The 23,543-nt window shown below is 70.6% G+C and carries 19 protein-coding genes and 1 tRNA gene; 9 read left to right on the top strand and 11 right to left on the bottom strand.

What is annotated here, in order from left to right; translation table 11 throughout:
• The first annotated feature begins 63 nt into the window (after positions 1-63).
• The 4 genes from AB0F56_RS26710 to AB0F56_RS26695 are packed head-to-tail and all read left to right on the top strand — an operon-like array spanning position 64 to position 4,539.
• Entirely contained in the window at positions 64-996 is a 933-nt protein-coding gene (locus tag AB0F56_RS26710; protein ID WP_362013978.1) for a branched-chain amino acid ABC transporter permease, read from the top strand.
• Positions 993-2,786 carry a branched-chain amino acid ABC transporter permease gene (locus AB0F56_RS26705; protein ID WP_362013976.1) on the top strand — a complete coding sequence of 598 codons (1,794 nt, stop codon included), beginning with the start codon at positions 993-995 and terminating at the stop codon, positions 2,784-2,786. The genes AB0F56_RS26710 and AB0F56_RS26705 overlap by 4 nt, the downstream gene beginning before the upstream one ends.
• A gap of 5 nt (positions 2,787-2,791) precedes the next feature.
• Entirely contained in the window at positions 2,792-3,826 is a 1,035-nt protein-coding gene (locus AB0F56_RS26700; protein ID WP_362013975.1) for an ABC transporter ATP-binding protein, read from the top strand.
• A complete protein-coding gene (locus tag AB0F56_RS26695; RefSeq protein ID WP_362013973.1) occupies positions 3,823-4,539 on the top strand; it encodes an ABC transporter ATP-binding protein in 717 nt (238 codons plus the stop codon). The genes AB0F56_RS26700 and AB0F56_RS26695 overlap by 4 nt, the downstream gene beginning before the upstream one ends.
• Before the next feature lie 74 nt (positions 4,540-4,613).
• Here AB0F56_RS26695 and AB0F56_RS26690 read toward each other — a convergent pair whose 3' ends face one another.
• Positions 4,614-5,273, bottom strand: a complete 660-nt coding sequence (locus AB0F56_RS26690; RefSeq protein WP_362013971.1) for a response regulator — start codon at positions 5,271-5,273, stop codon at positions 4,614-4,616.
• Between the two features lie 97 nt (positions 5,274-5,370).
• Between AB0F56_RS26690 and AB0F56_RS26685 the strand changes: the two genes are divergently transcribed.
• Together AB0F56_RS26685 and AB0F56_RS26680 are read left to right on the top strand one after the other, a co-directional pair.
• Positions 5,371-5,445 (top strand) — tRNA-Leu (locus AB0F56_RS26685).
• A 110-nt stretch (positions 5,446-5,555) separates the two neighbouring features.
• Complete coding sequence (locus tag AB0F56_RS26680; RefSeq protein WP_362013969.1) at positions 5,556-6,338, top strand: transcriptional regulator; 783 nt, start codon at positions 5,556-5,558, stop codon at positions 6,336-6,338.
• A gap of 7 nt (positions 6,339-6,345) precedes the next feature.
• On the opposite strand, the gene pyk is transcribed toward AB0F56_RS26680, so the two are convergent.
• Both pyk and AB0F56_RS26670 read right to left on the bottom strand, forming a co-directional pair.
• Positions 6,346-7,782, bottom strand: a complete 1,437-nt coding sequence (gene pyk, locus AB0F56_RS26675) for a pyruvate kinase (RefSeq protein ID WP_362013968.1) — start codon at positions 7,780-7,782, stop codon at positions 6,346-6,348.
• Between the two features lie 156 nt (positions 7,783-7,938).
• Positions 7,939-8,628 (bottom strand): SIMPL domain-containing protein, encoded by a 690-nt coding sequence (locus AB0F56_RS26670; protein WP_362013966.1) that lies wholly within the window; start codon positions 8,626-8,628, stop codon positions 7,939-7,941.
• A 155-nt stretch (positions 8,629-8,783) separates the two neighbouring features.
• On the opposite strand from AB0F56_RS26670, the gene AB0F56_RS26665 reads away from it, so the two are divergent.
• Positions 8,784-10,583 (top strand): 5'-nucleotidase C-terminal domain-containing protein, encoded by a 1,800-nt coding sequence (locus AB0F56_RS26665; protein WP_362014156.1) that lies wholly within the window; start codon positions 8,784-8,786, stop codon positions 10,581-10,583.
• A 16-nt stretch (positions 10,584-10,599) separates the two neighbouring features.
• Here the strand turns inward: AB0F56_RS26665 and AB0F56_RS26660 are convergent, their stop codons facing one another.
• The 7 genes from AB0F56_RS26660 to AB0F56_RS26630 form a co-directional block, all read right to left on the bottom strand.
• Positions 10,600-12,036 (bottom strand): SidA/IucD/PvdA family monooxygenase, encoded by a 1,437-nt coding sequence (locus AB0F56_RS26660; protein WP_362013964.1) that lies wholly within the window; start codon positions 12,034-12,036, stop codon positions 10,600-10,602.
• Positions 12,033-13,499 carry an aminotransferase class V-fold PLP-dependent enzyme gene (locus AB0F56_RS26655; RefSeq protein ID WP_362013963.1) on the bottom strand — a complete coding sequence of 489 codons (1,467 nt, stop codon included), beginning with the start codon at positions 13,497-13,499 and terminating at the stop codon, positions 12,033-12,035. Before AB0F56_RS26655 ends, AB0F56_RS26660 begins: the two co-directional genes overlap by 4 nt.
• Before the next feature lie 121 nt (positions 13,500-13,620).
• The gene (locus AB0F56_RS26650; RefSeq protein WP_362013961.1) at positions 13,621-14,487 is read right to left on the bottom strand and encodes a nuclease; all 867 of its coding nucleotides are present in this window, start codon (positions 14,485-14,487) and stop codon (positions 13,621-13,623) included.
• A 182-nt stretch (positions 14,488-14,669) separates the two neighbouring features.
• Entirely contained in the window at positions 14,670-17,162 is a 2,493-nt protein-coding gene (pepN, locus tag AB0F56_RS26645; RefSeq protein ID WP_362013959.1) for an aminopeptidase N, read from the bottom strand.
• A gap of 81 nt (positions 17,163-17,243) precedes the next feature.
• A complete protein-coding gene (locus AB0F56_RS26640; RefSeq protein WP_362013957.1) occupies positions 17,244-18,242 on the bottom strand; it encodes an asparaginase in 999 nt (332 codons plus the stop codon).
• 188 nt (positions 18,243-18,430) lie between these two features.
• The gene (locus tag AB0F56_RS26635) at positions 18,431-18,739 is read right to left on the bottom strand and encodes a chorismate mutase (protein WP_362013955.1); all 309 of its coding nucleotides are present in this window, start codon (positions 18,737-18,739) and stop codon (positions 18,431-18,433) included.
• 11 nt (positions 18,740-18,750) lie between these two features.
• On the bottom strand, positions 18,751-19,638 hold the full coding sequence (locus tag AB0F56_RS26630; RefSeq protein WP_362013953.1) for an AraC family transcriptional regulator: 888 nt from the start codon (positions 19,636-19,638) through the stop codon (positions 18,751-18,753).
• Positions 19,639-19,757: 119 nt separating this feature from the next.
• On the opposite strand from AB0F56_RS26630, the gene AB0F56_RS26625 reads away from it, so the two are divergent.
• A complete protein-coding gene (locus AB0F56_RS26625; protein WP_362013951.1) occupies positions 19,758-21,509 on the top strand; it encodes a beta-galactosidase family protein in 1,752 nt (583 codons plus the stop codon).
• A gap of 125 nt (positions 21,510-21,634) precedes the next feature.
• On the opposite strand, the gene AB0F56_RS26620 is transcribed toward AB0F56_RS26625, so the two are convergent.
• A complete protein-coding gene (locus AB0F56_RS26620; RefSeq protein WP_362013949.1) occupies positions 21,635-22,420 on the bottom strand; it encodes a serine protease in 786 nt (261 codons plus the stop codon).
• Between the two features lie 234 nt (positions 22,421-22,654).
• Between AB0F56_RS26620 and AB0F56_RS26615 the strand changes: the two genes are divergently transcribed.
• Entirely contained in the window at positions 22,655-23,509 is an 855-nt protein-coding gene (locus AB0F56_RS26615; protein ID WP_362014155.1) for a hypothetical protein, read from the top strand.
• Positions 23,510-23,543: the final 34 nt, after the last annotated feature.

Here is a 23,543-nt window from a genome sequence, read left to right as displayed (position 1 = left end):
GCGAGGGCGCAAACAGCGCCCTCGCGCGGAGTCATATCCGACACGCTCATCGGAGGCCCTGCGGTGAACGAACTGCCGCAACAGCTGGCCGACGGCCTTGCCCTCGGGGCCCTTTACGGTCTCATCGCCATCGGTTACACGATGGTCTACGGCATCGTCCAGCTCATCAACTTCGCCCACGGCGAGATCTTCATGGTCGGCGGCTTCGGCGCGCTCACGGCATACACGATCCTGCCCGAGGGCACCGCCCTCGTCATCGCGATCCCCATCATGCTGATAGGCGGCGCGGTCGTCTCCGTGGCCGTCGCCACCGCCGCCGAACGCTTCGCCTACCGCCCCCTGCGCGGCGCCCCCCGGCTCGCCCCCCTGATCACGGCCATCGGTCTGTCGATCGTGCTCCAGCAGCTCATCTGGGGCTTCTACCCCGGCGCCAAGAGCAAGGTCACCTTCCCCGAGTTCCAGGGCGGACCCTTCGAGATCTTCGACGGCCTGTCGATCTCCCGCGCCGACACGTTCGTCCTCGTCGCCGCCCCCGCGTGCATGCTCGCCCTCGGCCTCTTCGTCTCGAAGAGCCGCAGCGGCCGCGCCATGCAGGCCACGGCACAGGACCCGGACACCGCGAAGCTGATGGGCATCAACACCGACCGCATCATCGTGATGGCCTTCGCCATCGGCGCCGCGTTCGCCGCGGTCGCAGCGGTCGCCGAGGGCCTCGACAAGGGCCAGATCCGCTTCGAGATGGGCTTCCTGCTCGGCCTCAAGGCCTTCACCGCAGCCGTCCTCGGAGGCATCGGCAACATCTACGGCGCCATGATCGGCGGCGTCGTCCTCGGACTCGCCGAAACCCTCTCCATCGCCTACGTCGAACACATCCCCGGGATGGCACAGTTCGGCGGCGGCGCCTGGAAGGACATCTGGGTCTTCTCCCTCCTCATCCTCGTGCTCCTGTTCCGACCACAAGGTCTCCTCGGACAGCGCACAGCGGACAGGGCGTGATCGCGATGACGACCGATCTCACCACCCCCGAGACGCCGGACACCCCGGAGACGCCCGCAGCGTCCCCGACGCCGGCCAAGACCGACGCCGCCAAGGCGCCCGGCCTCCTCCACTGGATCGTCGCCGCCGGTGGCCTCGTCACCGTCGCGAGCACCTTCCTCGCCTGGACCTACACCTCCGAATTCCCCGGCGACCTCACCGTCACCGGCTACCCCGGCGGCCTCCAGGTCCTCACCCTCGTCGGCGGCCTCCTCCTGACGCTCTTCGCCCTCTCCGGGCTCGGCGTCAAGGGCCTGCGCTGGCTCACCCCCGCCGGCTCCAGCAAGGCACTGCAGTTCCTCGCCCTCGGCGTGCTCGGCACCACCTGGTACACCGTCATCGCCATCGCGGCCCAGCTCGGCGGCCTCGCCCACCTGGAGCCCGGCGGCTTCATCGCCGCCGTCGCCACGCTCGTCCCGCTGGCCGCGTTCGCGCTCAAGGACGACTCCCGCAAGCCGGCGAAGCCCAAGGAGATCCCCTCCTGGGCCGAGATCCTGCTGATCGTCGTCGCCTTCGCGATCGGCATGTACGCCGTCACCTACGGCATCTCCACCGAATACCCCGAGCTGTTCATCGGCTACCTGCTCCTCGTGGGCTTCGGTGCCGCCGGACTCAACAAGGCCGGTCTCATCGGCCGGGTCTCGGCCATCGCGTCGAAGAACAAGCAGATCGCCGCCGTCGCGGCCTTCGCCGCCGCGGCCGTCTTCCCCTTCACCCAGACCACCGACACGTTCACCGTGATCGCCGTGCAGATCCTCATCTTCGCCACGGTCGCCCTCGGACTGAACGTCGTCGTCGGCCTGGCCGGCCTGCTCGACCTCGGATACGTCGCCTTCCTCGGCGTCGGCGCCTACACCGCCGCCCTCGTCTCCGGATCCACGGCCTCCGCGCTCGACATCGAGCTCCCGTTCTGGGCCGCCATGATCATCGGAGCGCTCGCCTCGCTGATCTTCGGCGTCATCATCGGCGCACCGACCCTCCGGCTGCACGGCGACTACCTCGCCATCGTGACGCTCGGCTTCGGAGAGATCTTCCGCATCACCGTCAACAACATGGACGGCGACAACGGACCCCAGATCACCAACGGCCCCAACGGCATCCCGAACATCCCGGCCCTGAACATCTTCGGCTACGACTTCGGCGAGACCCACACCATCCTCGGCGTGGAACTCGGCAGCTACGCCAACTACTACCTGCTGATGCTGCTCGTCATGGTCCTCGTCGTCCTGGTCTTCAGCCGGGCACAGGACTCCCGCATCGGCCGCGCCTGGGTCGCCATCCGCGAGGACGAGACCGCCGCCACCGCCATGGGCATCAACGGCTTCCGGGTCAAGCTCATCGCCTTCGCCCTCGGCGCCACCCTCGCCGGCGTCGCCGGCACGGTCCAGGCCCACTTCCAGGGCACGGTCCTCCCCGAGATGTACGTGTTCGCCGGCCCCGTCGCCCCGAACTCCGCATTCCTCCTCGCGGCCGTCATCCTCGGCGGCATGGGCACCATCCGCGGCCCGCTCCTCGGCGCGGCGCTGCTCTTCCTCATCCCCGAGAAGCTGGCCTTCCTCAAGGACTTCCAGCTCCTCGCGTTCGGCCTCGCGCTCATCCTGCTGATGCGCTTCCGCCCGGAGGGCCTCATCCCCAACCGGCGCGCCCAGCTCGAGTACCACGAGCACGAGGAGAGCGCCGACAAGATCGACGTACCGGACCAGCGGCCGCCCGCCGACCCGATCGTCGGAACCTCGAAGGCGGGTGCGTGAACGCCATGACGACGACCACCACCACGGAAAACACGGCAGCGGCCTCCACCGCCGCCACGGTCCTCGACGCCAGCGGTGTCACCATGCGCTTCGGCGGACTCACCGCCGTACGCGACGTGAACCTCACCGTCCGCGAGGGCGAGATCGTCGGTCTCATCGGCCCCAACGGCGCCGGCAAGACCACCTTCTTCAACTGCCTGACCGGCCTGTACATCCCCACCGAGGGACAGGTCAGCTACAAGGGCACGGTGCTGCCGCCCAAGCCACACCTCGTCACCAAGGCCGGCATCGCCCGCACCTTCCAGAACATCCGCCTCTTCTCCAACATGACGGTCCTGGAGAACGTCCTCGTCGGACGCCACACCCGGACCAAGGAAGGCCTCTGGTCCGCGCTCCTGCGCGGCCCCGGCTTCAAGAAGGCGGAAGTCGCCTCCCGCGCACGAGCCATGGAACTCCTGCAGTTCATCGGCCTCGAGCACAAGGCCGAACACCTCGCCCGCAACCTGCCCTACGGCGAACAGCGCAAGCTGGAGATCGCCCGCGCCCTCGCCAGCGACCCCGGCCTGCTCCTCCTGGACGAGCCGACCGCCGGCATGAACCAGAACGAGACCCGCGCCACCGAGGAACTCGTCTTCGCCATCCGCGACAAGGGCATCGCCGTCCTCGTCATCGAGCACGACATGAAGTTCATCTTCAACCTGTGCGACCGGGTCGCGGTCCTCGTCCAGGGCGAGAAGCTCGTCGAAGGCACCTCAGAGGTCGTCCAGGGCGACGAGCGCGTCGTCGCGGCCTACCTCGGCACCCCCTTCGAGGGCGCCCCGGGCGCGGAGGAAGTCGCCGAGGTCGAGGCGGCGGAGGCACACGCGGAAGCGGAAGCCGCTTCCGCCGACGAGGCCCCGGCCTCCGAAGCCCCCGCCGACGAGACCCCGGAGGCGGCGGCCACCGAAGCCGACACCCCGGAGGCGGAGGCCACCGAAGCCGACGCCCCCGAGGCCGACGCTCCGGCAGCGGACAGCACCACCGAAGGAGACACCAAGTGACCGCACTTCTCGAGGTCGAGGACCTCAGGGTCGCCTACGGCAAGATCGAAGCCGTCAAGGGCATCTCCTTCTCCGTCGAGGCCGGCCAGGTCGTCTCCCTGATCGGCACCAACGGAGCGGGGAAGACCACCACCCTGCGGACCCTCTCGGGCCTCATCAAGCCCGCCAGCGGGAAGATCACCTTCGACGGCCAGGTCCTCAACGGCATCCCCGCCCACAAGGTCGTCTCCCTCGGCATGGCCCACTCCCCCGAGGGCCGGCACATCTTCCCCAAGCTCACCATCGCCGAGAACCTCCAGCTCGGAGCCTTCCTCCGCAAGGACAAGGACGGCATCGAGAAGGACATCCAGCGCGCCTACGACCTCTTCCCCATCCTGGGCGAGCGTCGCAAGCAGGCCGCCGGCACCCTCTCGGGCGGTGAGCAGCAGATGCTCGCCATGGGCCGGGCCCTCATGTCCCAGCCCAAGCTGCTCATGCTCGACGAGCCCTCCATGGGCCTCTCCCCGATCATGATGCAGAAGATCATGGAGACCATCGCCACCCTCAAGGCCGAAGGCATGACCATCCTGCTCATCGAGCAGAACGCCCAGGCAGCCCTGTCCCTCGCGGACTACGGCTACGTCCTGGAGGTCGGCACCATCAAGCTCTCCGGCACCGGCCAGGACCTCCTGGTCAACGACGACGTACGCAAGACGTACCTCGGCGAGGAGTAGCCCGGCCCGCCCCACAGGCAGAAGGCCCGCCCCACAAGGATGTGGGGCGGGCCTTCTCATGCTCGTACACCTTGCTACTGGCCGCCCTTTGCCGCCTTCTTCTCCTCGGCGTCCTCGATGACCGCCTCCGCGACCTGCTGCATCGACATCCGCCGGTCCATCGACGTCTTCTGGATCCACCGGAACGCGGCGGGCTCCGTCAAGCCGTACTGCGTCTGAAGAATCGACTTCGCCCGGTCGACGAGCTTCCGCGTCTCAAGCCGCTGAGAGAGGTCCGCGACCTCCTTCTCCAGCGCCCGCAGCTCCGCGAACCGCGACACCGCCATCTCGATCGCCGGCACGACATCGCTCTTGCTGAACGGCTTCACCAGATACGCCATCGCCCCCGCGTCCCGAGCACGCTCCACGAGGTCGCGCTGCGAGAAGGCGGTGAGCATGAGAACCGGGGCGATGGACTCGCCCGCGATCTTCTCAGCGGCTGAGATGCCGTCCAGGACGGGCATCTTCACGTCCAGAATGACGAGGTCGGGCCGGTGCTCCCGAGCGAGCTCGACGGCCCGCGCCCCGTCGCCGGCCTCGCCGACGACCGAGTACCCCTCTTCTTCGAGCATCTCCTTGAGGTCCATGCGGATGAGAGCCTCGTCCTCGGCGATGACGACACGGGTCGTCAGCGGCGGAACGTGCGACGCGTCGGCGTCGTCGGCGGCGGGCTGGGGCGACTCGGGGGCGGTCACGGGGGCTCCTCGTTGCGGGGCGGTACTGCTCCCCTGAGCCTACCTAGCTCCTGTAAGGTGGTGATCCGCAGGGCCCATCTGGCCCTACCTTTCTAAGGCCCCAGTACTCCAACTGGTCAGAGAGGCCGCTCTCAAACAGCGGACAGTGTGGGTTCGAATCCCACCTGGGGCACTTTCCTTCGATTCCAAGGTCGTGCCGCGGGTGGCGGTCGTTCACTCACATCGGTGAACATAGCTTCGATTCCGATGCGCCCATCGATCATCGCAGCCACGCTCGCATTCATGTACGACCTCGCAACGCGCAAGCACGCGCTAAGCCTCTTGTCCGACGGCCGCAGCCTCAACTCTGTCAGCAAGCAGACGGGCATCTCCCGAGCCGCGTTACGCGCCTGGGGAACGCGACTTGAACCTCTCCCTCGCCTCAGAGCGCAGGCCGCGCCGTGCGTGAGGTGCCGTCCGGTGCCGGGATTGCCGGACGATGCGGCCGCGTACTCCTACCTGCTCGGGCTGTATCTGGGTGACGGCTGCATCAGCGAACACCCCCGGGGCGGCCACCACCTCCGCATCGCCTGCGCGGATGCCTGGCCGGGACTGATTGAGGCGTGCCGTGCGGCGATCTTGGCCGTTCGGCCCGAAGGAACGGCCTACATCCTGCAGAAGCAGGGATGCGTCGCGGTCACCAGCTACGGCCGCCACTGGAAGTGCCTCTTCCCGCAGCACAGCCCTGGGAAGAAGCACGAGCGGCCCATCGTGCTCGCGCCGTGGCAGCAACAGATCGTGACCGAACACCCGTGGGCGCTGATCCGAGGGCTCATCCACTCCGACGGTTGTCGGATCACCAACTGGACCGAGAAGATCATCGGCGGCCGCATGAAGCGGTACGAGTACCCCCGGTACTTCTTCACCAACACGTCCGCCGACATCATCGGGCTCTTCACCGCCGCCCTCGACCGTGTCGGCGTCGAATGGAAGAGCGCCCATCAGTCCCGTACCGCTCAGAACATCTCCGTCGCCCGCCGAGCCTCCGTCGCGCTCATGGACCTCCATGTCGGGCCCAAGTCCTGAACCACGGTCAGGGGGTTCGGGTGACCGGGTCGCCGATGTGGTGGACGTGGACCAGGTTCGTCGAGCCGGGGACGCCGGGCGGGGAGCCGGCGGTGATGACGACCGTGTCGCCCTTCTTGCAGCGGCCGATGCGGAGGAGTTCCTCGTCGACCTGGGCGACCATCGCGTCCGTGGAGTCGACGTGCGGGCCCAGGAAGGTCTCCACGCCCCACGTGAGGGTGAGCTGGGCATGGGTCGCCGGGTCGGGGGTGAAGGCGAGGAGGGGGATGGGTGAGCGGTAGCGGGAGAGGCGCTTGACCGTGTCGCCGGACTGGGTGAAGGCGACGAGGAACTTCGCGCCGAGGAAGTCGCCGATCTCGGCGGCTGCTCGGGCGACCGCTCCGCCCTGGGTGCGGGGCTTGTTGCGTTCCGTCAGCGGGGGGAGGCCCTTGGCCAAGATGTCTTCTTCTGCCGCCTCGACGATGCGGCCCATCGTGCGGACCGTTTCGATCGGGTAGCGGCCGACGCTCGTCTCGCCGGAGAGCATGACGGCGTCGGTGCCGTCGATGACCGCGTTGGCGACGTCGCTGGCTTCGGCGCGAGTGGGGCGGGAGTTCTCGATCATGGAGTCGAGCATCTGGGTGGCGACGATGACCGGCTTGGCGTTGCGCTTGGCGAGTTTGATCGCCCGCTTCTGGACGATCGGGACCTGTTCGAGGGGCATTTCGACGCCGAGGTCGCCGCGGGCGACCATGATGCCGTCGAAGGCGGCGACGATGTCGTCGATGGCGTCGACGGCCTGGGGCTTCTCGACCTTGGCGATGACGGGGAGGCGGCGGCCTTCCTCGTCCATGATGCGGTGGACGTCTTCGATGTCGCGGCCGCTGCGGACGAAGGAGAGGGCGATGATGTCGGCGCCGGTGCGCAGGGCCCAGCGGAGGTCGTCGATGTCCTTCTCGGAGAGGGCGGGGACGGAGACGGCGACGCCGGGGAGGTTGAGGCCCTTGTGGTCGGAGACCATGCCGCCTTCGACGACGCGGGTGTGGACGCGGGGGCCGTCGACTGCGGTGACTTCGAGGGTGACGCGGCCGTCGTCGACGAGGATGCGTTCGCCGGTGGTGACGTCGGCGGCGAGGCCTTTGTAGGTGGTGCCGCAGGTGGTGCGGTCGCCCTCGTGGTCTTCTACGGTGATCGTGAAGTCGTCGCCGCGTTCAAGGAGTACGGGGCCTTCACGGAAGCGGCCGAGGCGAATCTTCGGGCCTTGAAGGTCGGCGAGGATGCCGATGCTGCGGCCGGTCTCGTCGGCGGCCTTGCGTACGCGGTGGTAGCGCTCCTCGTGTTCGGCGTAGGTGCCGTGGCTGAGGTTGAAGCGGGCGACGTCCATTCCGGCTTCGACCAGTGCCTTGATCTGGTCGTACGAGTCGGTGGCGGGCCCCAGGGTGCAAACGATTTTCGCTCGGCGCATGGTTCGAGCCTAGGCCTTACCGGCGGGTAGTTGAGGGGTCGGGCATGGCCGTTCAACAACCTTTGCGTGAAAGGTTATTGACAAGTCTTGAATCTGTGCGGGCGGGTGCTCCGATGAGCGTTTCAGGGGGCCGGGAGGCCCCCTGTGGGCCGCTGCCTACAGCTGTGGTGGGGCCATCGTGAAGCGGGCGACGACCTCTGCCGTGACGGACTGGCGTTGGGGTTCCAGGTCGAGGGGCGGGGGTACGTCGGCGGATTCGGCGGCGAACGCGGCCATGCGCATGCCTCGGCCTCCGAGGGGTGAGGGTGGGGCGAGTTCGGTGTCGGAGAGTTCGAGGAGGGCGACGAGGGTGGTGCCGAGGGCTTCCGCGTAGGCGCGGGCGCGCTGGACCGCCTCCCCTACCGCGGTGCGGCGGGCTTCGGCGTAGGCGGGTGAGTCGGGGCGCAGGGCCCACCAGGGGCCGTCGACGCGGGTGAGGTCGAGGTCGGCGAGGCGGGTGGTGAGTTCGCCGAGTGCGGTGAAGTCGGCGAGTTCGACGGTGAGGTGGACGTGGCCCTGGTAGGCGCGGACGCGTTCGCCGCGGCCGTGCTTGCTGGGTTCGGGGGTGATGGAGAAGGCGCCGGTCTCCAGCTTCTCGATGGCTTCGCCGTAGGACTTGATGAGGTCGAGGGTGTGGGTGTTGCGGCGGGTGAGGTCGGCGAGGGTGGCGGCGCGGTCGGTGCCGCGGGCGCTGAGGGTGACGGAGATGTGGGCGATCTCGGGGTCGACGTCGAGTCGGGCTTCGCCGCGGACGGCGACCTGGGGTGCCTCCGGGGTCGGGTGGGGAGTCGGGTGGGGGGTGGTCATGGCTGGCTCCCTGGTGCCGGTGTCGGCTGGTGTGGGTCGTGCCACTTTCCCACTTCGGCGCCGTAAACCTCTGTTGCGGGTGGGGTGGGTGGGGCCAGAATCTACGCGCGTTGTGCGCCCGGGCGCCTGCCACCCCACTGGATCTAGGAGATCGCATGTCGTTGAACCGTCGGACGTTTCTGGAGAGTTCCGTCGCCGTCGGGGCCGGAGCCACGCTCGCCACGGGGGTGGCCGCCGCCCCCGCGCAGGCGCACGGAGCTCGCCCCCGGCCGGCCCGGCGGTACTCCTTCACCGTGATGGGTACGACGGACCTGCACGGCAATGTCTTCAACTGGGACTACTTCACGGACAAGGAGTTCGACGACAAGGCGCACAACGATGTCGGCCTCGCGAAGATCTCCACGCTGGTCGATCAGGTGCGTGCGGAGAAGGGGCGGCGCAACACGCTCCTCATCGACGCGGGTGACACGATCCAGGGCACTCAGTTGTCGTACTACTACGCGAAGGTCGACCCGATCACCGCGCGCCGGGGTCCGGTCCATCCGATGGCTCAGGCGATGAACGCGATCGGGTACGACGCGGCGGCGCTCGGCAATCACGAGTTCAACTACGGCATTCCGGTGCTGCGGAAGTTCGAGGAGCAGTGTGATTTCCCGCTGCTGGGTGCGAACGCGCTCGATGCGAAGACGCTGCGGCCGGCGTTTGCGCCGTACAGCATGCATCGGCTGCGGACGCCGTGCGGGCGGGATGTGCGGGTGGCGGTGCTCGGGCTGACGAATCCGGGGATCGCGATCTGGGACAAGGCCAATGTCAGCGGGCGGATGGTCTTCCCGGGTCTGGAGGAGCAGGCCGCGAAGTGGGTGCCGAAGCTGCGGTCGATGGGGGCCGATGTGGTCGTGGTGTCGGCGCATTCGGGGTCCAGTGGGACGTCGTCGTACGGTGATCAGCTTCCGTACGTGGAGAACGCGGCCGGTCTGGTGGCGGAGCAGGTTCCGGGTATCGACGCGATCCTGGTGGGGCATGCGCACACGGAGATTCCCGAGTACCGGGTGAGGAACAAGGTGTCGGGGAAGGACGTGGTGCTGTCGGAGCCGTTGAAGTGGGGGCAGCGGCTGACGCTCTTCGATTTCGACCTGGTGTGGTCGAAGGGCCGTTGGGTGGTGGAGAAGGTCGGTGCGCGGGTTCTGAACTCCAACGCGGTGGAGGAGGATCCGGAGATCGTGGGGCTGCTCGCGGACGAGCACAAGAAGGTCGTGGCGTACGTCAATCAGGTGATCGGTTCGTCCAGCGCGACGATGGCGACGGTGGAGGCGCCGTGGAAGGACGAGCCGATCATCGATCTGATCAACCACGTCCAGGCGGAGACGGTGCGGGCGGCGCTCGCGGGTGGTGAGTACGGGGCGCTGCCGGTGCTGTCGCAGGCGTCGTGCTTCTCGCGTACGGCGGCGATTCCGGCCGGTCGGGTGACGATTCGGGACGCGGCGGGGCTGTATGTCTTCGAGAACACGCTGGAGGCGCGGCTGCTGACGGGGGCGCAGCTCAAGGACTATCTGGAGTTCTCGGCGCGGTACTACGTGCGGACCGCGGCGGGGGCGCCGGTGGATACGGCGAAGCTGACGAACGCGGACGGGATACCGGACTACAACTACGACGCCGTGTACGGGGTGACGTACGAGATCGACATCGCGAGGCCGGCGGGTGAGCGGATCGTGAATCTGTCGTACGACGGGCGGCCGGTGGATCCGGCGGCGCGGTTCGTGTTCGCGGTGAACAACTACCGGGCGAGTGGTGGCGGGGCGTTTCCGCATGTGGCGGGGGCGCCGCAGTTGTGGGCGAATTCGGACGAGATCCGTAACACGATCATTCAGTGGGTGAAGGCGAAGGGGGCGATCGACCCGGGTCAGTTCGCTTCGGTGGGCTGGAGGCTGACCCGGGACGGTGTGCCGGTGTTCTGATCGGCCGCCTGCGGTTTCAGTTCTGTGTGAGGGGCGTCAGCGCCTGGCTCTGGGCCGGGATGCGTGGCGCCTCTCGCTGTTCGAGGCCGAAGGTGGTGAAGGCGGTGCGGCGGGGCAGGGGGTAGGGGTCTTTGCCGGTGAGGGTGTTGAGGATGGTGGCGCTGCGCCAGGCGGCGAGGCCGAGGTCGGGGGCGCCGACGCCGTGGGTGTGTTTTTCGGCGTTCTGTACGTAGACGGAGCCGGTGACGGAGGCGTCGAGGACGAGGCGGTACTCGGTGTCGATGCGGGCGCGGCCGGCGGAGTCGTGGCGGAGGTAGGGGTCGAGTCCGGCGAGCATGCGGTCGACGGGGCGTTCGCGGTAGCCGGTGGCGAGGACGACGGCGTCGGTGGTGAGGCGGGAGCGGGTGGCCTGCTGGAGGTGTTCGAGGTGGAGTTCGACCTTGGTGGTGGCGACGCGGCCGGCGGTGCGGACGCGGACTCCGGGGGTGAGGACGGCGTCGGGCCAGCCGCCGTGGAGGGTGCGGCGGTAGAGCTCGTCGTGGATGGCGGTGAGGGTGTCGGTGTCGATGCCTTTGTGGAGTTGCCATTGGCGGGGCAGGAGTTCGTTGCGGGTGGGTTCGGCCAGGGCGTGGAAGTAGCGGGTGTAGTCGGGGGTGAAGTGTTCGAGGCCGAGCTTGGAGTACTCCATGGGGGCGAAGGCTTCGGTGCGGGTGAGCCAGTGGATCTTCTCGGCTCCTGCGGGGCGGGCGCGGAGGAGGTCGAGGAAGATTTCGGCGCCTGATTGTCCTGAGCCGATGACGGTGACGTGGTCGGCGGCGATGAGTCGGGCGCGGTGGTCGAGGTAGTCGGCGGAGTGGATGACGGGGACGTGGGGGGCGTCGGCGAGGGGTTTGAGGGGTTCGGGTACGTACGGTTCGGTGCCGACGCCGAGGGCGACGTTGCGGGTGTAGGTGCGGCCGAGGGCTTCGGCCTGGCCGTCGGCGTCGAGTTGGGTGAAGTCGACTTCGAAGAGGGCGCGTTCGGGGTTCCAGCGGACGGAGTCGACCTGGTGGCCGAAGTGGAGGCCGGGGAGTTGGTCGCTGACCCAGCGGCAGTAGGCGTCGTACTCGGCGCGCTGGATGTGGAATCTCTCGGCGAAGTAGAAGGGGAAGAGGCGTTCGCGGCTGCGGAGGTAGTTGAGGAAGGTCCAGGGGCTGGCGGGGTCGGCGAGGGTCACCAGGTCGGCGAGGAAGGGGACTTGGAGGGTGGCGCCTTCGATGAGGAGGCCGGGGTGCCAGTGGAAGGCGGGGCTCTGTTCGTAGAAGGCGGTGGCGAGGCCGCCGGGGACGCCGTGGGCGAGGGCGGCGAGGGAGAGGTTGAAGGGGCCGATGCCGATGCCGACCAGGTCGTGGGGCTGGTCGGGGTCGTGGGGGGACTGCTGGGGGTGGGGGTGGTGTGGGGTGCTGCCGGTCATCGGTCGGTGCTGCCTTCCACGAGGTCCAGGAGGTGTTGGAGGTCGCCGGGGGTGGCGTGGGGGTTGAGGAGGGTGGCTTTGAGCCAGAGCCGGCCGTCTTCGTGGGCGCGGCCGAGGACGGCGCGGCCTTCGGTGAGGAGGGTGCGGCGGATGGCGGCGACGGTGGTGTCGTCGGCGTCGGTGGGGCGGAAGAGGACGGTGGTGAGGGTGGGGCGCTCGTAGAGCTGGAGGCCGGGGGTCTTGTCGATGAGGTCGGCGAGGTGGTGGGCGAGGGCGTGGACCTGGTCGACGAGGGCGCCGAGTCCGCTGCGGCCGAGGGCGCGGAGGGTGACGGCGATCTTGAGGATGTCGGGGCGGCGGGTGGTGCGCAGGGAGCGGCCGAGGAGGTCGGGGAGGCCCGCTTCGGTGTCGTCGGCTGCGTTGAGGTAGTCGGCGGTGTGGGTGAGGGCGGTGAGGTCGTTCTTGTCGCGTACGGCGAGGAGTCCGGCGGCGACGGGTTGCCAGCCGAGTTTGTGCAGGTCGAGGGTGACGGTGCGGGCGCGGTCGAGGCCGGTGAGGAGGGGGCGGTGGGTGTCGCTGAAGAGGAGGGGGCCTCCGTAGGCGGCGTCGATGTGGAGGTCGGCGTGGTGGGCGTCGCAGAGGTCGGCGATCTCGGGGAGGGGGTCGATGCGGCCGGTGTCGGTGGTGCCGGCGGTGGCGGCGACGAGGAGGGGGCCGTGGAGGTCGGTGAGGGCTTCGTCGAGGGCGACGGGGTCGAGGGTGCCGTTGGGGGTGGGGACGGTGACGGGTTCGGGGAGGCCGAGGAGCCAGGCGGCGCGGTGGAAGGAGTGGTGGGCGTTGGCGCCGACGACGGTCTGGAGGGCGTGGCCGGGGTGGAGGCGCTGTAGCCGCTCGCGGGCGAGGAGGAGGGCGAGTTGGTTGGCCTCGGTGCCGCCGGTGGTGACGAGGGCGTCGGGGGTGGGGGCGTCAGGGGTGGCGCGGGTGCCGGCCGGAGCCTCGCGGGTGGTGGCCGGGGCCTCGCGGGTGGCCGCTCCGGGGTAGACGGTGGCCGCGAGGGCCTCGGTGAGGAGGGCTTCGAAGGCTGAGGCGGCGGGGGCCTGGTCCCAGGAGTCCATGGAGGGGTTGAGGACGGAGGCGGCGAGGTCGGCGGCGGCGGCGAGCGCGAGGGGCGGGGTGTGGAGGTGGGCGGCGCAGAGGGGGTGCGCGGGGTCGGCGGCGCCTTCGGCGAGGGCGCGGGTGAGGGCGTGCAGGGCGGCGGCGGGGTCGGTGCCGTGGGGTGGGAGCGGGTCCCCGAGCGCTTCGCGTACGCGGGCGGTGACCTGGTCGGGGCCGCCGGGCGGGAGGGGGCCGCCGCGTGCCGCGGTGCCCTCGTGGAGGGCGGTGAGGACGGTGTCCAGGAGGGGGCGCAGGGCGGTGGTGTCGCTCGCGAGGGGCGGCGTGTTCGGGGTGGTCGCGGCACACATGGCACCACCCTGCCGGGGGTTTTGTGGGTTTGTCCGGTGAGTGTGCCGGGGTAATCCGAACGGGGGATGGCGGCCGGAGCGCGGGGGCTACCGGGGTGCCGGCGCCCCCGCGCTCCGGCGCTCACTCGTCGTAGACGATGTCCTCGACCGGGTGGGTCCAGCGGACCTTGCCGTCGTCGACCTCGATGATCAGGTCGAGGCCGGTGCTGAAGTGTCCGGTGGAGAGGATGGTGAACCGGTCGGCCTTGCGGCGGAGGTAGTCGAGGAAGCCGCCCAGTGCCGGGTTCCCGTCGTTCTCGAGCACGTACTCGCCGAGCCGGCGGAAGAACTTGGGGTAGATGACGTCCTTGTCGACGTCGGGCGGCTCGACCGCGAGCGTGTTGCTGTGGGTCTTGTCCAGCGGCCATACGCCCTCGCCGTCCGTGCGGGCCTTCGTGGCCGTCGCGGTGAGCTCGGCGCGGAGGTCGGGGAAGAGCGTGCGGTAGAAGATCGGGTAGGCGAAGCCCTTGGCGAGCAGCTGGTGGTTGACCGTGTCGCGCACCATCTCGGGGGTGACGAAGACTTCGCCGTTCGGGCCCGCCTGGGGCCCGTCGCCGGGGCCGGTGAAGGCGATGCAGCGGCCGGGCTTGTCGGCTCCTCGGGTGAGGACGTAGCCGCGGACCGCGGTCGGGTTGGTGGGGGCCTTGACCGTTCCGTTGGATGTGCGCTGGACGGGGTCGAAGCCGAGGAGGCGGAGCAGCTCGGCGGCGGCCGCGTCGGCGGGGATCTTGGGCTGGTGCAGCTCGGGGCCGCTGACGAAGGGCGGTTTGAAGTGGGTTTCGAGGGCGTCGATGCCCTCAAGGCGCAGATTGGCGCCGCCGGGGCCGCGGATCACGATGGGGTGGGGGCCGGGGACGGTGCTCCAGACGGCCGGGTCGTCCGGGTAGAAGCGGACCGTGTCGCCGTCCGGGCGGGTCCCGACGACGCTGCCGTCCGGGCGCGTGTCCACGAGCCGGAATTCGCCTTTGATGCTGAGGTACGGCATGAGGGCCTCGCAGACGCCTGCGGGAGTGGGTGGGTGAGCAGGGTGCCCCTTCTCCCACTATGCGTCCGTGCCGTCGGCGGGTCCTGTTGGCGGTTCAACCTCTCCGGTGGGTGAGGTCGAACCGCCGTCCCCGTGTGCGGGCTCGGTCAGGCGTCGCGGACTTTCAGGGCTCGGCGGAGGTCGGCGAGTTGGTCGACGAGCTTGCGGTGGAGGGCGGGGGTGAGGTCCTCGTCCGTGAGGTGGGCCTCCCCCAGGGCGAGGGAGTCGGCGTCGATGGCGTGGGCCGGGAAGGCGTGGCGGCCGGCGGCTTCCGCGATGGCGGCGCCTCGGCGGGCGCCGAGTGCGGTGGCGGCAGGGTAGTAGCGGGGGATGTACTCCCGTACCAGGTCGGCCTGTTCGGGCTGCCAGAAGCCTTGGGCGGTGGCGGTGAAGAGGTAGTTGGAGAGGTCGTCGGTGTCGAAGAGGGCCGACCAGGCGGCGGCCTTGGCCTCGGGGGTGGGGAGGGCGGCGCGGCAGCGGGCGGCGCCTTCCTGGCCGGTGGCGCTGGGGTCGCGGGCCAGTTCCGAGTCGATGGTGGCGTTGTCGAGGGCGCCGAGGACGGCGAGGCGGGCGAGGATGCGCCAGCGCAGTTCGGGGTCGATCTCGGGGCCGCCGGGGACGCTGCCGTCGGCGAGCCAGCCGGCGATGGTGTCGGGCTGGGTGGCGCTGCCGATGTACGTACGGACGGCGATGAGGCGCAGTCCGGGGTTGTCGCCGTCCTCGGTGCGGCGCAGGAGGTCGCGGGCGAGGCCGCTGAGGAGGGCGAGCGCGGCGGGGCGGTCGTCGGCCGGGAGGTACCGGTCGGCGATGTGGGTGCGGGCGAAGGCGAGGACGCCCTGCACGATGGCGAGGTCCTTCTCGTCCGGGAGGTGGGCGTCGGCGGTGGCCAGGTAGGCGCGGGGGTCGAGTTCGCCGTCGCGGACCATGTCGCGCAGGGTGTTCCAGACGAGGGCGCGGGTGAGGGCGTCGGGGATGCCGGCCAGGCCGCGTACGACGGTCTTCAGGGAGTCGTCGTCGAGGCGGACCTTGGCGTAGGTGAGGTCGCCGTCGTTGAGGACGACGAGGGTGGGGCGGGGGCCCGGGAGGTCGAGGGGCGCGGTCTGCGGGACGTCGATCTCGACGTGTTCGCGCGGGACGAGGCGGCGGCCGTCGACGAGGTCGCGGTCGAAGACGCCGACGGCGATGCGGTGGGGGCGGCTGCCGTCGTGGTGGACGGTGAGGGTGGTGCGGGTCTCGTCGCCGCCGAGTTCGGGGGTGAGGGTGTCGACGCCGGTGGTGCGGAGCCACTGCTCGGCCCAGGCGTGGACGTCGCGGTCGGTGGCGGAGGCGAGGTTGTCGATGAAGTCGGCGAGGGTGGCGTTGCCGAACTTGTGCCGCTTGAAGTGGGTGTTGATGCCGGCGAGGAAGTCCTTCTCCCCCATCCAGGCGACGAGTTGGCGCAGGGCGGAGGCGCCCTTGGCGTAGGAGATGCCGTCGAAGTTGAGGAGCGCGGAGGCGGTGTCGGGGACGGCGTCCGGGTCGGGGGCGACGGGGTGGGTGGAGGGGCGCTGGTCGGCGTCGTAGCCCCAGGCCTTGCGCTCGATGCCGAAGTCGATCCAGGTGTCGGGGAAGCGGTCGGCGCAGGCCTCGTTGACGGTCTGGTAGCCCATGTACTCGGCGAAGGACTCGTTGAGCCAGATGTCGTCCCACCAGCGCAGGGTGACGAGGTCGCCGAACCACATGTGGGCCATTTCGTGGGCGATGACCATGGCGCGGGTCTGGCGTTCGGTGACGGTGACGGCGGAGCGGTAGACGAACTCGTCGCGGAAGGTGACGAGTCCGGGGTTCTCCATGGCGCCGGCGTTGAACTCGGGGACGAAGGCCTGGTCGTACGAGTCGAAGGGGTAGGGCTCGTCGAACTTCTCGTGGAAGCGGTCGAAGCAGGCCTTGGTGATGTCGAGGATCTCGTCGGCGTCGGCGTCGAGGTGGGGGGCGAGGGAGCGGCGGCAGTGGATCGCGAAGGGCAGTCCGGCGTGTTCGGTGCGGACGGAGTGCCAGGGGCCGGCGGCGACGCAGACGAAGTAGGTGGAGAGCAGGGGGGTGGCGGCGGCCTTCCAGCGGCCGTCGGCCTGCTGTTCGGTGATGCCGTTGGCGAGGACGGTCCAGCTGTCGGGGGCCTTGACGGTCAGCTCGAAGACGGCTTTGAGGTCGGGCTGGTCAAAGGCGGCGAAGACGCGCTGGACGTCCTCCATGAAGAGCTGGGTGTAGACGTACGACTCGCCGTCGGTGGGGTCGGTGAAGCGGTGCATGCCTTCGCCGGTGCGGCTGTAGCGCATGGTGGTGACGGCGCGGAGCTCGTGCTCGCCCACGGTGAGGCTGAGGGGGACCCGGTTGTCGTCGAGGGCGGCGGGGTCGAGGGGCTCGCCGTCGAGGTGGAGGGAGTGGAGGGTGACCGGTTTCAGTTCGACGAAGGTGTCGCCGGCGGTGCGGGCGGTGAACCGGATGACGGTCGTGGATTCGAAGGTCTCGTCGCCTGTGGTGAGGTCGAGGTCGACCGCGTAGTGCTGGATGTCGAGGAGGTGGGCACGGGTCTGCGCTTCCTCGCGCGTCAGTACGGGCATGGGGCCATGCTGCCCGATGGGGTGGCGGCGGGGCACGGGGGTTCCGCTGACAGCTCAGCGCGGTGTTGGAGGCCCTGGCGGTCAGGCGAGGCCCGCGCCCGTGACGTGGGCGAAGGCGGCGGTGATGCCGGGGCGGTCGTATCCGGTGGTGCTCTTGGCGCCGGTGGAGAGCAGGGTGTGCAGGAGCAGGCGCGCCTTGGCGGGGTCGAGGGGGCCTGCGGGGATGAGGCCGCGGTGGAGGAGTTCGTGCTCGGAGCCGGGGCCTCGGTAGGTGTGGGTGAGGGTGGCGCCCGCCCCGGTGCGGGAGGCGAGGACGACGGGGATGCGGGCGGCGAGCCGTTCCAGGGGGTCGACGAGCCAGGTGGGGACGTGGCCGGCGCCGAAGGCGGCGAGGACGAGGCCGTCGAAGCGGGTGTCGAGGTCGTCGAGGAGTTCGCCGCGGTCGCCGAGGGAGAGGGTGACGAGGGCGACGCGTACGGCCGGGTCGAAGCGGAGCGGGTGGATGGCGCTGGTGCCGGCGGGGCGGAGCAGGATGCGGGGCTCGCCCTCGACGACGCTGCCGAGGGGGCCTGCGCCCGGGGAGGCGAAGGTGGTGACGGAGGTGGTGTGGGTCTTGCGGACGAGGCGGGCGGCGTGGATCTCGTCGGCGAGGACCACGAGGACGCCGAGGCCGGCGCAGCCGGGGTCGGCGGCGACGGCGAGTGCGGCGGCGAGGTTGGCGGGGCCGTCGGCGCCGGGCAGGTCGGGGCGGCGCATGGCGCCGGTGACGACGACGGGCTGGGGCGTCTCGCAGAGCAGGTCGAGGAGGAAGGCGGTCTCCTCCAGGGTGTCGGTGCCCTGGACCACGACGACGCCGGAGCCGGTGGCGAGGGTCGCGCGGACCTCGTCGGCGAGGGCGGCGAGGTCCTCGAAGGAGAGGGAGGAGCTGGGGAGGCGCCGGAAGTCGCGCAGCTCGACGTCGAGGCCGCCCGCGATGCCGGCGCCGAGACCGGCGAGGACCTCGGTACCGGTCATGCGGCTCGCGTCACCGCCGCGTGCGGAGATGGTGCCGCCGAGGGTGAAGACGGTGACGCGATGCATCCGACTGCTCCGTTCCTGTTCCTGTTCCTGTCGAGCCGGGGGCCGGCCGCCACGGCGGGGGCTCGGCCCTGGACTCGGTTCGCCGCGGGGCTCGGCCCCGGGCTCGGTTCGCCGCGGGGCTCGGCCCCGGGCTCGGTTCGCCGCGGGGCTCGGCCCCGGGCTCGGTTCGCCGGGGCTCTGCCCTGGGCTCAGTTCTGGGTTCCGTCCGCGATGGTCTCGTGGTGGCGGATCACCTCGGCGATGATGAAGTTCAGGAGTTTCTCGGCGAACGCCGGGTCCAGTTTCGCGTTCTCCGCCAGTTCGCGCAGCCGGGCGATCTGGCGGGACTCGCGGGCCGGGTCGGCCGGGGGAAGTTGGTGGCGGGCCTTGAGGACGCCGACCTGCTGGGTGCACTTGAAGCGCTCGGCGAGCATGTGGACGACCGCCGCGTCGATGTTGTCGATGCTTTCGCGCAGTCTGGTCAGTTCCGTCGCCACGGACTCGTCGATCTCGCTCATGAGCAGCGAGCTTAGACGGATCGGGAGGCGATCGTCGGTGGGTGTTCGGGATCCGGGATGCGGTCGCTCCAGCCGCCGGGGACGGCCCTGCCCTGCTGTTCGCGGAAGCGGACGGGTGCGGTGCCGACCCTGCGGGTGAAGAGCCGGGAGAAGTAGGCGGGGTCGTCGTAGCCGATGCGGCGGGCGACGGCGGCGACGGGCAGTTCGGTGGCGGCGAGGAGCTCCTTCGCGCGGCCGAGCCGGATGGTGAGCAGGTAGTCCTTGGGGCTGCAGCCCGCCGCGCGGCGGACGGCGGTACGGAGTTCGGCCTGGGTCATGCCGTGCCGGGCGGCGTGTTCGGCGACGGACAGCGGCTGGAAGGCGTCGCGGGCGAGGGCGGTGAGGACGGGGTCGCCGTCGGCGTTGGTGTCGGCGCGGGCGCGGCGCAGGGCGACGAGGAGTTCGTGGACGGCGGCGCCGGTCTCGACCTCCAGGAGCGGGTTGCCGCGGCGGGCGGCGCGGGCGATGCGGCCGATGGCGGCGCGCGGCCCCGCGGCGTCGCAGAGGGGGACGACGGGCCGGTCGGGCTCGATGTAGCCGAGTTCGGTGTAGGTGGTGGTGGCCGGTCCGGCGAAGTCGACGAAGGCCTCGTCCCAGCCGGTGTCGGGGTCGGCGGAGTAGTGGTGGGGGGTGCCGGGGGTGAGCCAGATCAGGGCGGGTGCCGTGATCGTGGTGCGGCGGCCGTCGGTGCCCCGGTACCAGCCGCTGCCGGCGCTGATGACGACGGCCACGTGGTGGTCGAGGGTGCGGGGGCCGACCGTGGGCAGGGTGCCGTGCTGGAGTCCGACGCCGAGGCAGACGAGCCCGAGGCGGTGGTGGACCGGGCTGGGCGTGAAGTAACGCATCCAGGTGTGGTACATCGGCCGTCGCCTGCCTCTCTGCCGCGTTCCGTCCCCCCGCCGCAGGAACGTTCTTCCGTCCAAACAGCGACGATCTTTGTCCATGGACCGGCCCACCGCCAGAGGGCGAAGGTGAGCGCATGAGCACGTTCGCTGTGGGTGACGAGGACTTTCTGCTGGACGGCCGGCCGGTACGGCTGCTGTCGGGGGCGCTGCACTACTTCCGGGTGCACGAGGAGCAGTGGGGGCATCGGCTCGGGATGCTCCGCGCGATGGGCCTCAACTGTGTCGAGACGTACGTGCCGTGGAACCTGTACGAGCCGGAGCCCGGCCGGTACGGGGACGTGGCCGCGCTCGGCCGTTTCCTGGACGCGGTGGCGGCCGCCGGGATGTGGGCGATCGTGCGCCCGGGTCCGTACATCTGCGCCGAGTGGGAGAACGGCGGGCTGCCGCACTGGCTGACGGGGCCCCTCGGGCGGCGGGTGCGGTCGGCCGACGCGGAGTATCTGGGCCATGTGGAGCGCTGGTTCCGCATGCTGCTTCCGCAGGTGGTGGAGCGGCAGGTCGGCCGCGGCGGTCCGGTGATCATGGTCCAGGTGGAGAACGAGTACGGGAGTTACGGCTCCGACCAGGGGTATCTGCGCCGGGTCGCGGAGCTGCTGCTCGACTGCGGGGTGGAGGTGCCGCTGTTCACCTCGGACGGCCCGGAGGACCACATGCTGACGGGCGGCTCGGTGCCGGGGGTGCTCGCGACGGCGAACTTCGGCTCGGGGGCGCGGGAGGCGTTCGCGACGCTGCGGCGGCACCAGCCTGGGGGGCCGCTGATGTGCATGGAGTTCTGGTGCGGCTGGTTCGACCACTGGGGTACGGAGCATTCCGTACGGGACGCGGAGGACGCGGCGGCGGCGCTGCGGGAGATCCTGGAGTGCGGGGCGTCGGTGAACGTCTACATGGCGCACGGCGGCACGAACTTCGCGGGCTGGGCCGGGGCGAACCGGGACGGTGGGATGCACGAGGGCGAGCTGCGGCCGACGGTGACCTCGTACGACTACGACGCGCCGGTCGACGAGGCGGGGCTGCCGACGGAGAAGTTCTGGCGGTTCCGCGAGGTGCTCGCCGCATACGCGGAGGGGCCGCTGCCGGAGGTGCCGGAGCCGCCGCGGCGGCTCGCGGGGCCGGCGGCGGCGGAGTTCGCGGAGTGGGCGCCGCTCGCGGAGGTCCTGGAGGTCCTCGGCGACGAGGAGTCGGTGACGCCGATGCCGCCGACCTTCGAGGAGCTGGGGGTGGACCGGGGTGTGGTGCGCTACCGGCTGGAGGTCCCCGGGCCCCGGCAGCCGTATCCGCTGGTCGTGACCGGGCTGCGGGACCGTGCGGTGGTGTACGTGGACGGGGTGCGGGCGGGCGTGCTGACCGCGGAGGAGGAGGCGCTGCCCGAGCCGGTCGCGGGGCCCGCGGTCGTGGAGCTGTGGGTGGAGTCGCTGGGGCGGGTCAACTACGGGCCCCGGCAGGCGGAGCCGAAGGGGATCACGGGCGGGGTCCGGCACGAGCGGCAGTACGTGCACGGGGTACGGGCGCAGGGGCTGCGGCTCGACGCCTTCGAGGCGGCGGCGGTGGCGAAGGTCCCGTTCCGGCCGGTGGCCGCCGAGGAGGTGCGCGGACCGGGTCTGTACCGGGCCGTGGTCGAGGTGGCCGGTCCGGGTGACGCGGCGCTCTCGCTGCCGGGCGGGGTGCGGGGCTTCGTCTGGGTGAACGGTTTCTGCCTGGGCCGGTACTGGGGTGTCGGCCCGCAGGAGTCGCTGTTCGTGCCGGGCCCGGTGCTCCGGGAGGGCGCCAACGAGGTGTGGGTGCTCGAACTGGAGGGCGGGGCGGCGGAGTCGGTACGGCTGGTGTGAACCCCGTACGAGGGACGTGAACGTGCGTGAGCGGGTACGGGGCGGCGGTGCCCCGTACCCGCTCACGCGCGGTTCGTACGACAGCTACGTGCTCACGGCAGCCGCGTACTCACGACGGCTCCGTACTAGAGGGTCGCCGCCGCGGACTTGATCTGGGCCGCGAAGGTCGAGACCTCGGTGTACACGCCGGGGTAGTTCGGGCGGGCGCAGCCCTGGCCCCAGCTCACGATGCCGACCTGGATCCAGGCACCGGCGTTGTCGCGGCGGAACATCGGGCCGCCCGAGTCGCCCTGGCAGGTGTCGACGCCGCCCTGGGTGAAGCCGGCGCAGATCTCCTCGCCCTTGATGAGGTCGCTGCCGTAGGACTTGGCGCAGTCCGTGTCCGAGACGAACGGGACGGTGGCCTTGAGCAGGTAGCGCTGCTGGCCGCCGCCCTCGCGGGCCGCGCCCCAGCCGGCGACGGTGAACGTGCCGCTGTTGTACGCGGTCGTCTCGGCGATCTTCAGGGTGGGCACCGAGGTGATCGGCGAGGCCAGCTTGATCAGGGCCCAGTCCTTGCCCGAGCCGTTGTAGCCGGGGGCCTGGAGGACCTTGGTGGACTTGACCTTGATGGCGGCGCTGGACTGGAGGTCCACGACGCCGACGGTGGCGGTGATGCTGGTGTTGTTGCCGGAGCCGCTCACACAGTGGGCGGCGGTGAGGACGATCTGCGGGGTCAGCATCGAGCCGCCACAGCCCATGGAGAGCCGGACCATCCAGGGGAACTCGCCCTGCGCGGCGCGGGTGCCGCCGACGACGGGGGCGGGCGCGGCGGAGGCCGTGGTGGACGGCTGGAGGCTGACGGCGGCGAGGACGACGGCGCCGGCCGCGGCGATTCTCTGCAGGGCGCGGACGAACCTGTTCTTCTTCAAGTGTCTGCCTTTCGTGGGGGGTTGGCCTTGATGGCATGTGCCCGTCAAGGCTTGGTCCGGATTATGGACATCGCCCGCCGGGGGCCACAAGGGCACGATTTCGGCCAGCTCCGGGGCTCCGAGCGGTGGCCTCGTACAGTGGGAGGAAGGGGGTGAGTCGTGCCGAACGGAAGCGGAGCCGAGGGAGCCGGTGGGTCCGGAGCGTCCGGCGGATCCGGAGCCTCCGACCGGGTCGTGCACGGGTTTCCCCACCTCGCCACGGTCCGTGCCGCGATCACCGCGCTGTACCGGCGGCTCTCGGCGGACGGGGTACGGCAGTACGCGGCGAGCGTGCCCGCGGCGGCCGTGGCCTTCTCCGACGAGGAGGACCTCCACCTCGGAGCGCAGCGGGTGGCCAGGGCCCTGGTCCACCACCTGCGGCTGCCCGAGGCGCGGATGATCGTGAGCTTCCGGACGATGCGTCATGCGGCGACCGTCGAACTCGCGGCCGGTCCGGAGTACTTCGTCGAGCTGAACGACCGCTTCCGCGACCACCGCGCGGACGTGGGTGCGGCGCTCGCCCATGAGGTCACCCACGTACTGCTGCACCGCCTCGATCTCGGCTTCTCCGGCACCCGGGACAACGAGATCCTCACCGATGTGGTGACCACCTATCTGGGGGCCGGTTGGCTGCTGCTCGACGCGTTCCGCCAGGACGGGATGTCGAGCCAGAAGCTGGGGTACCTGACGCCGGAGGAGTTCGGATACGTGCTGGCCAAGCGGGCGGAGGTGTTCGGGGAGGACCCCTCGCCCTGGTTCACCAGCCCGCGGGCGTACGAGGCGTGGACCCGGGGGCGCGAGGAGGCGGCCCGGGACTTCCGGCGGCCCCCGCTGGCGGCGGCCGGGTGGGCGGCGCGCCACCGGTACGCGAAGGACCGCCGCTACGGGCGGGCCGGGGCGGACGCTCCGTACGCCTTCGAGGGGAACGGGGCCTCGGCCCGGGTCTCCTTCCCGTGCCCGGTGTGCCGGCAGCGGCTGCGGGTGCCGACGGGGCGTCGGGTTCGCGCCAGGTGCGGGGGGTGCGGGACGGTTCTGGAGTGCGACGCGTAGCGCGAAGCGCCCAGGCGGATATACCTGTTTGCGC

Origin of the sequence: Streptomyces sp. NPDC026092, from assembly GCF_040638605.1 — a bacterium.
GTDB lineage: Bacteria > Actinomycetota > Actinomycetes > Streptomycetales > Streptomycetaceae > Streptomyces.
This window is presented reverse-complemented; position numbering and strand designations above follow the sequence as displayed.

Bases quoted from the DNA above. Each gene is read 5' to 3' on its own strand.
- AB0F56_RS26700 (WP_362013975.1), top strand. From the start codon at position 2,792: ATGACGACGACCACCACCACGGAAAACACGGCAGCGGCCTCCACCGCC.
- AB0F56_RS26680 (WP_362013969.1), top strand. From the start codon at position 5,556: ATGTACGACCTCGCAACGCGCAAGCACGCGCTAAGCCTCTTGTCCGAC.
- pyk (WP_362013968.1), bottom strand. From the start codon at position 7,782: ATGCGCCGAGCGAAAATCGTTTGCACCCTGGGGCCCGCCACCGACTCG.
- AB0F56_RS26670 (WP_362013966.1), bottom strand. From the start codon at position 8,628: ATGACCACCCCCCACCCGACTCCCCACCCGACCCCGGAGGCACCCCAG.
- AB0F56_RS26665 (WP_362014156.1), top strand. From the start codon at position 8,784: ATGTCGTTGAACCGTCGGACGTTTCTGGAGAGTTCCGTCGCCGTCGGG.
- AB0F56_RS26660 (WP_362013964.1), bottom strand. From the start codon at position 12,036: ATGACCGGCAGCACCCCACACCACCCCCACCCCCAGCAGTCCCCCCAC.
- AB0F56_RS26655 (WP_362013963.1), bottom strand. From the start codon at position 13,499: ATGTGTGCCGCGACCACCCCGAACACGCCGCCCCTCGCGAGCGACACC.
- pepN (WP_362013959.1), bottom strand. From the start codon at position 17,162: ATGCCCGTACTGACGCGCGAGGAAGCGCAGACCCGTGCCCACCTCCTC.
- AB0F56_RS26640 (WP_362013957.1), bottom strand. From the start codon at position 18,242: ATGCATCGCGTCACCGTCTTCACCCTCGGCGGCACCATCTCCGCACGC.
- AB0F56_RS26635 (WP_362013955.1), bottom strand. From the start codon at position 18,739: ATGAGCGAGATCGACGAGTCCGTGGCGACGGAACTGACCAGACTGCGC.
- AB0F56_RS26630 (WP_362013953.1), bottom strand. From the start codon at position 19,638: ATGTACCACACCTGGATGCGTTACTTCACGCCCAGCCCGGTCCACCAC.
- AB0F56_RS26625 (WP_362013951.1), top strand. From the start codon at position 19,758: ATGAGCACGTTCGCTGTGGGTGACGAGGACTTTCTGCTGGACGGCCGG.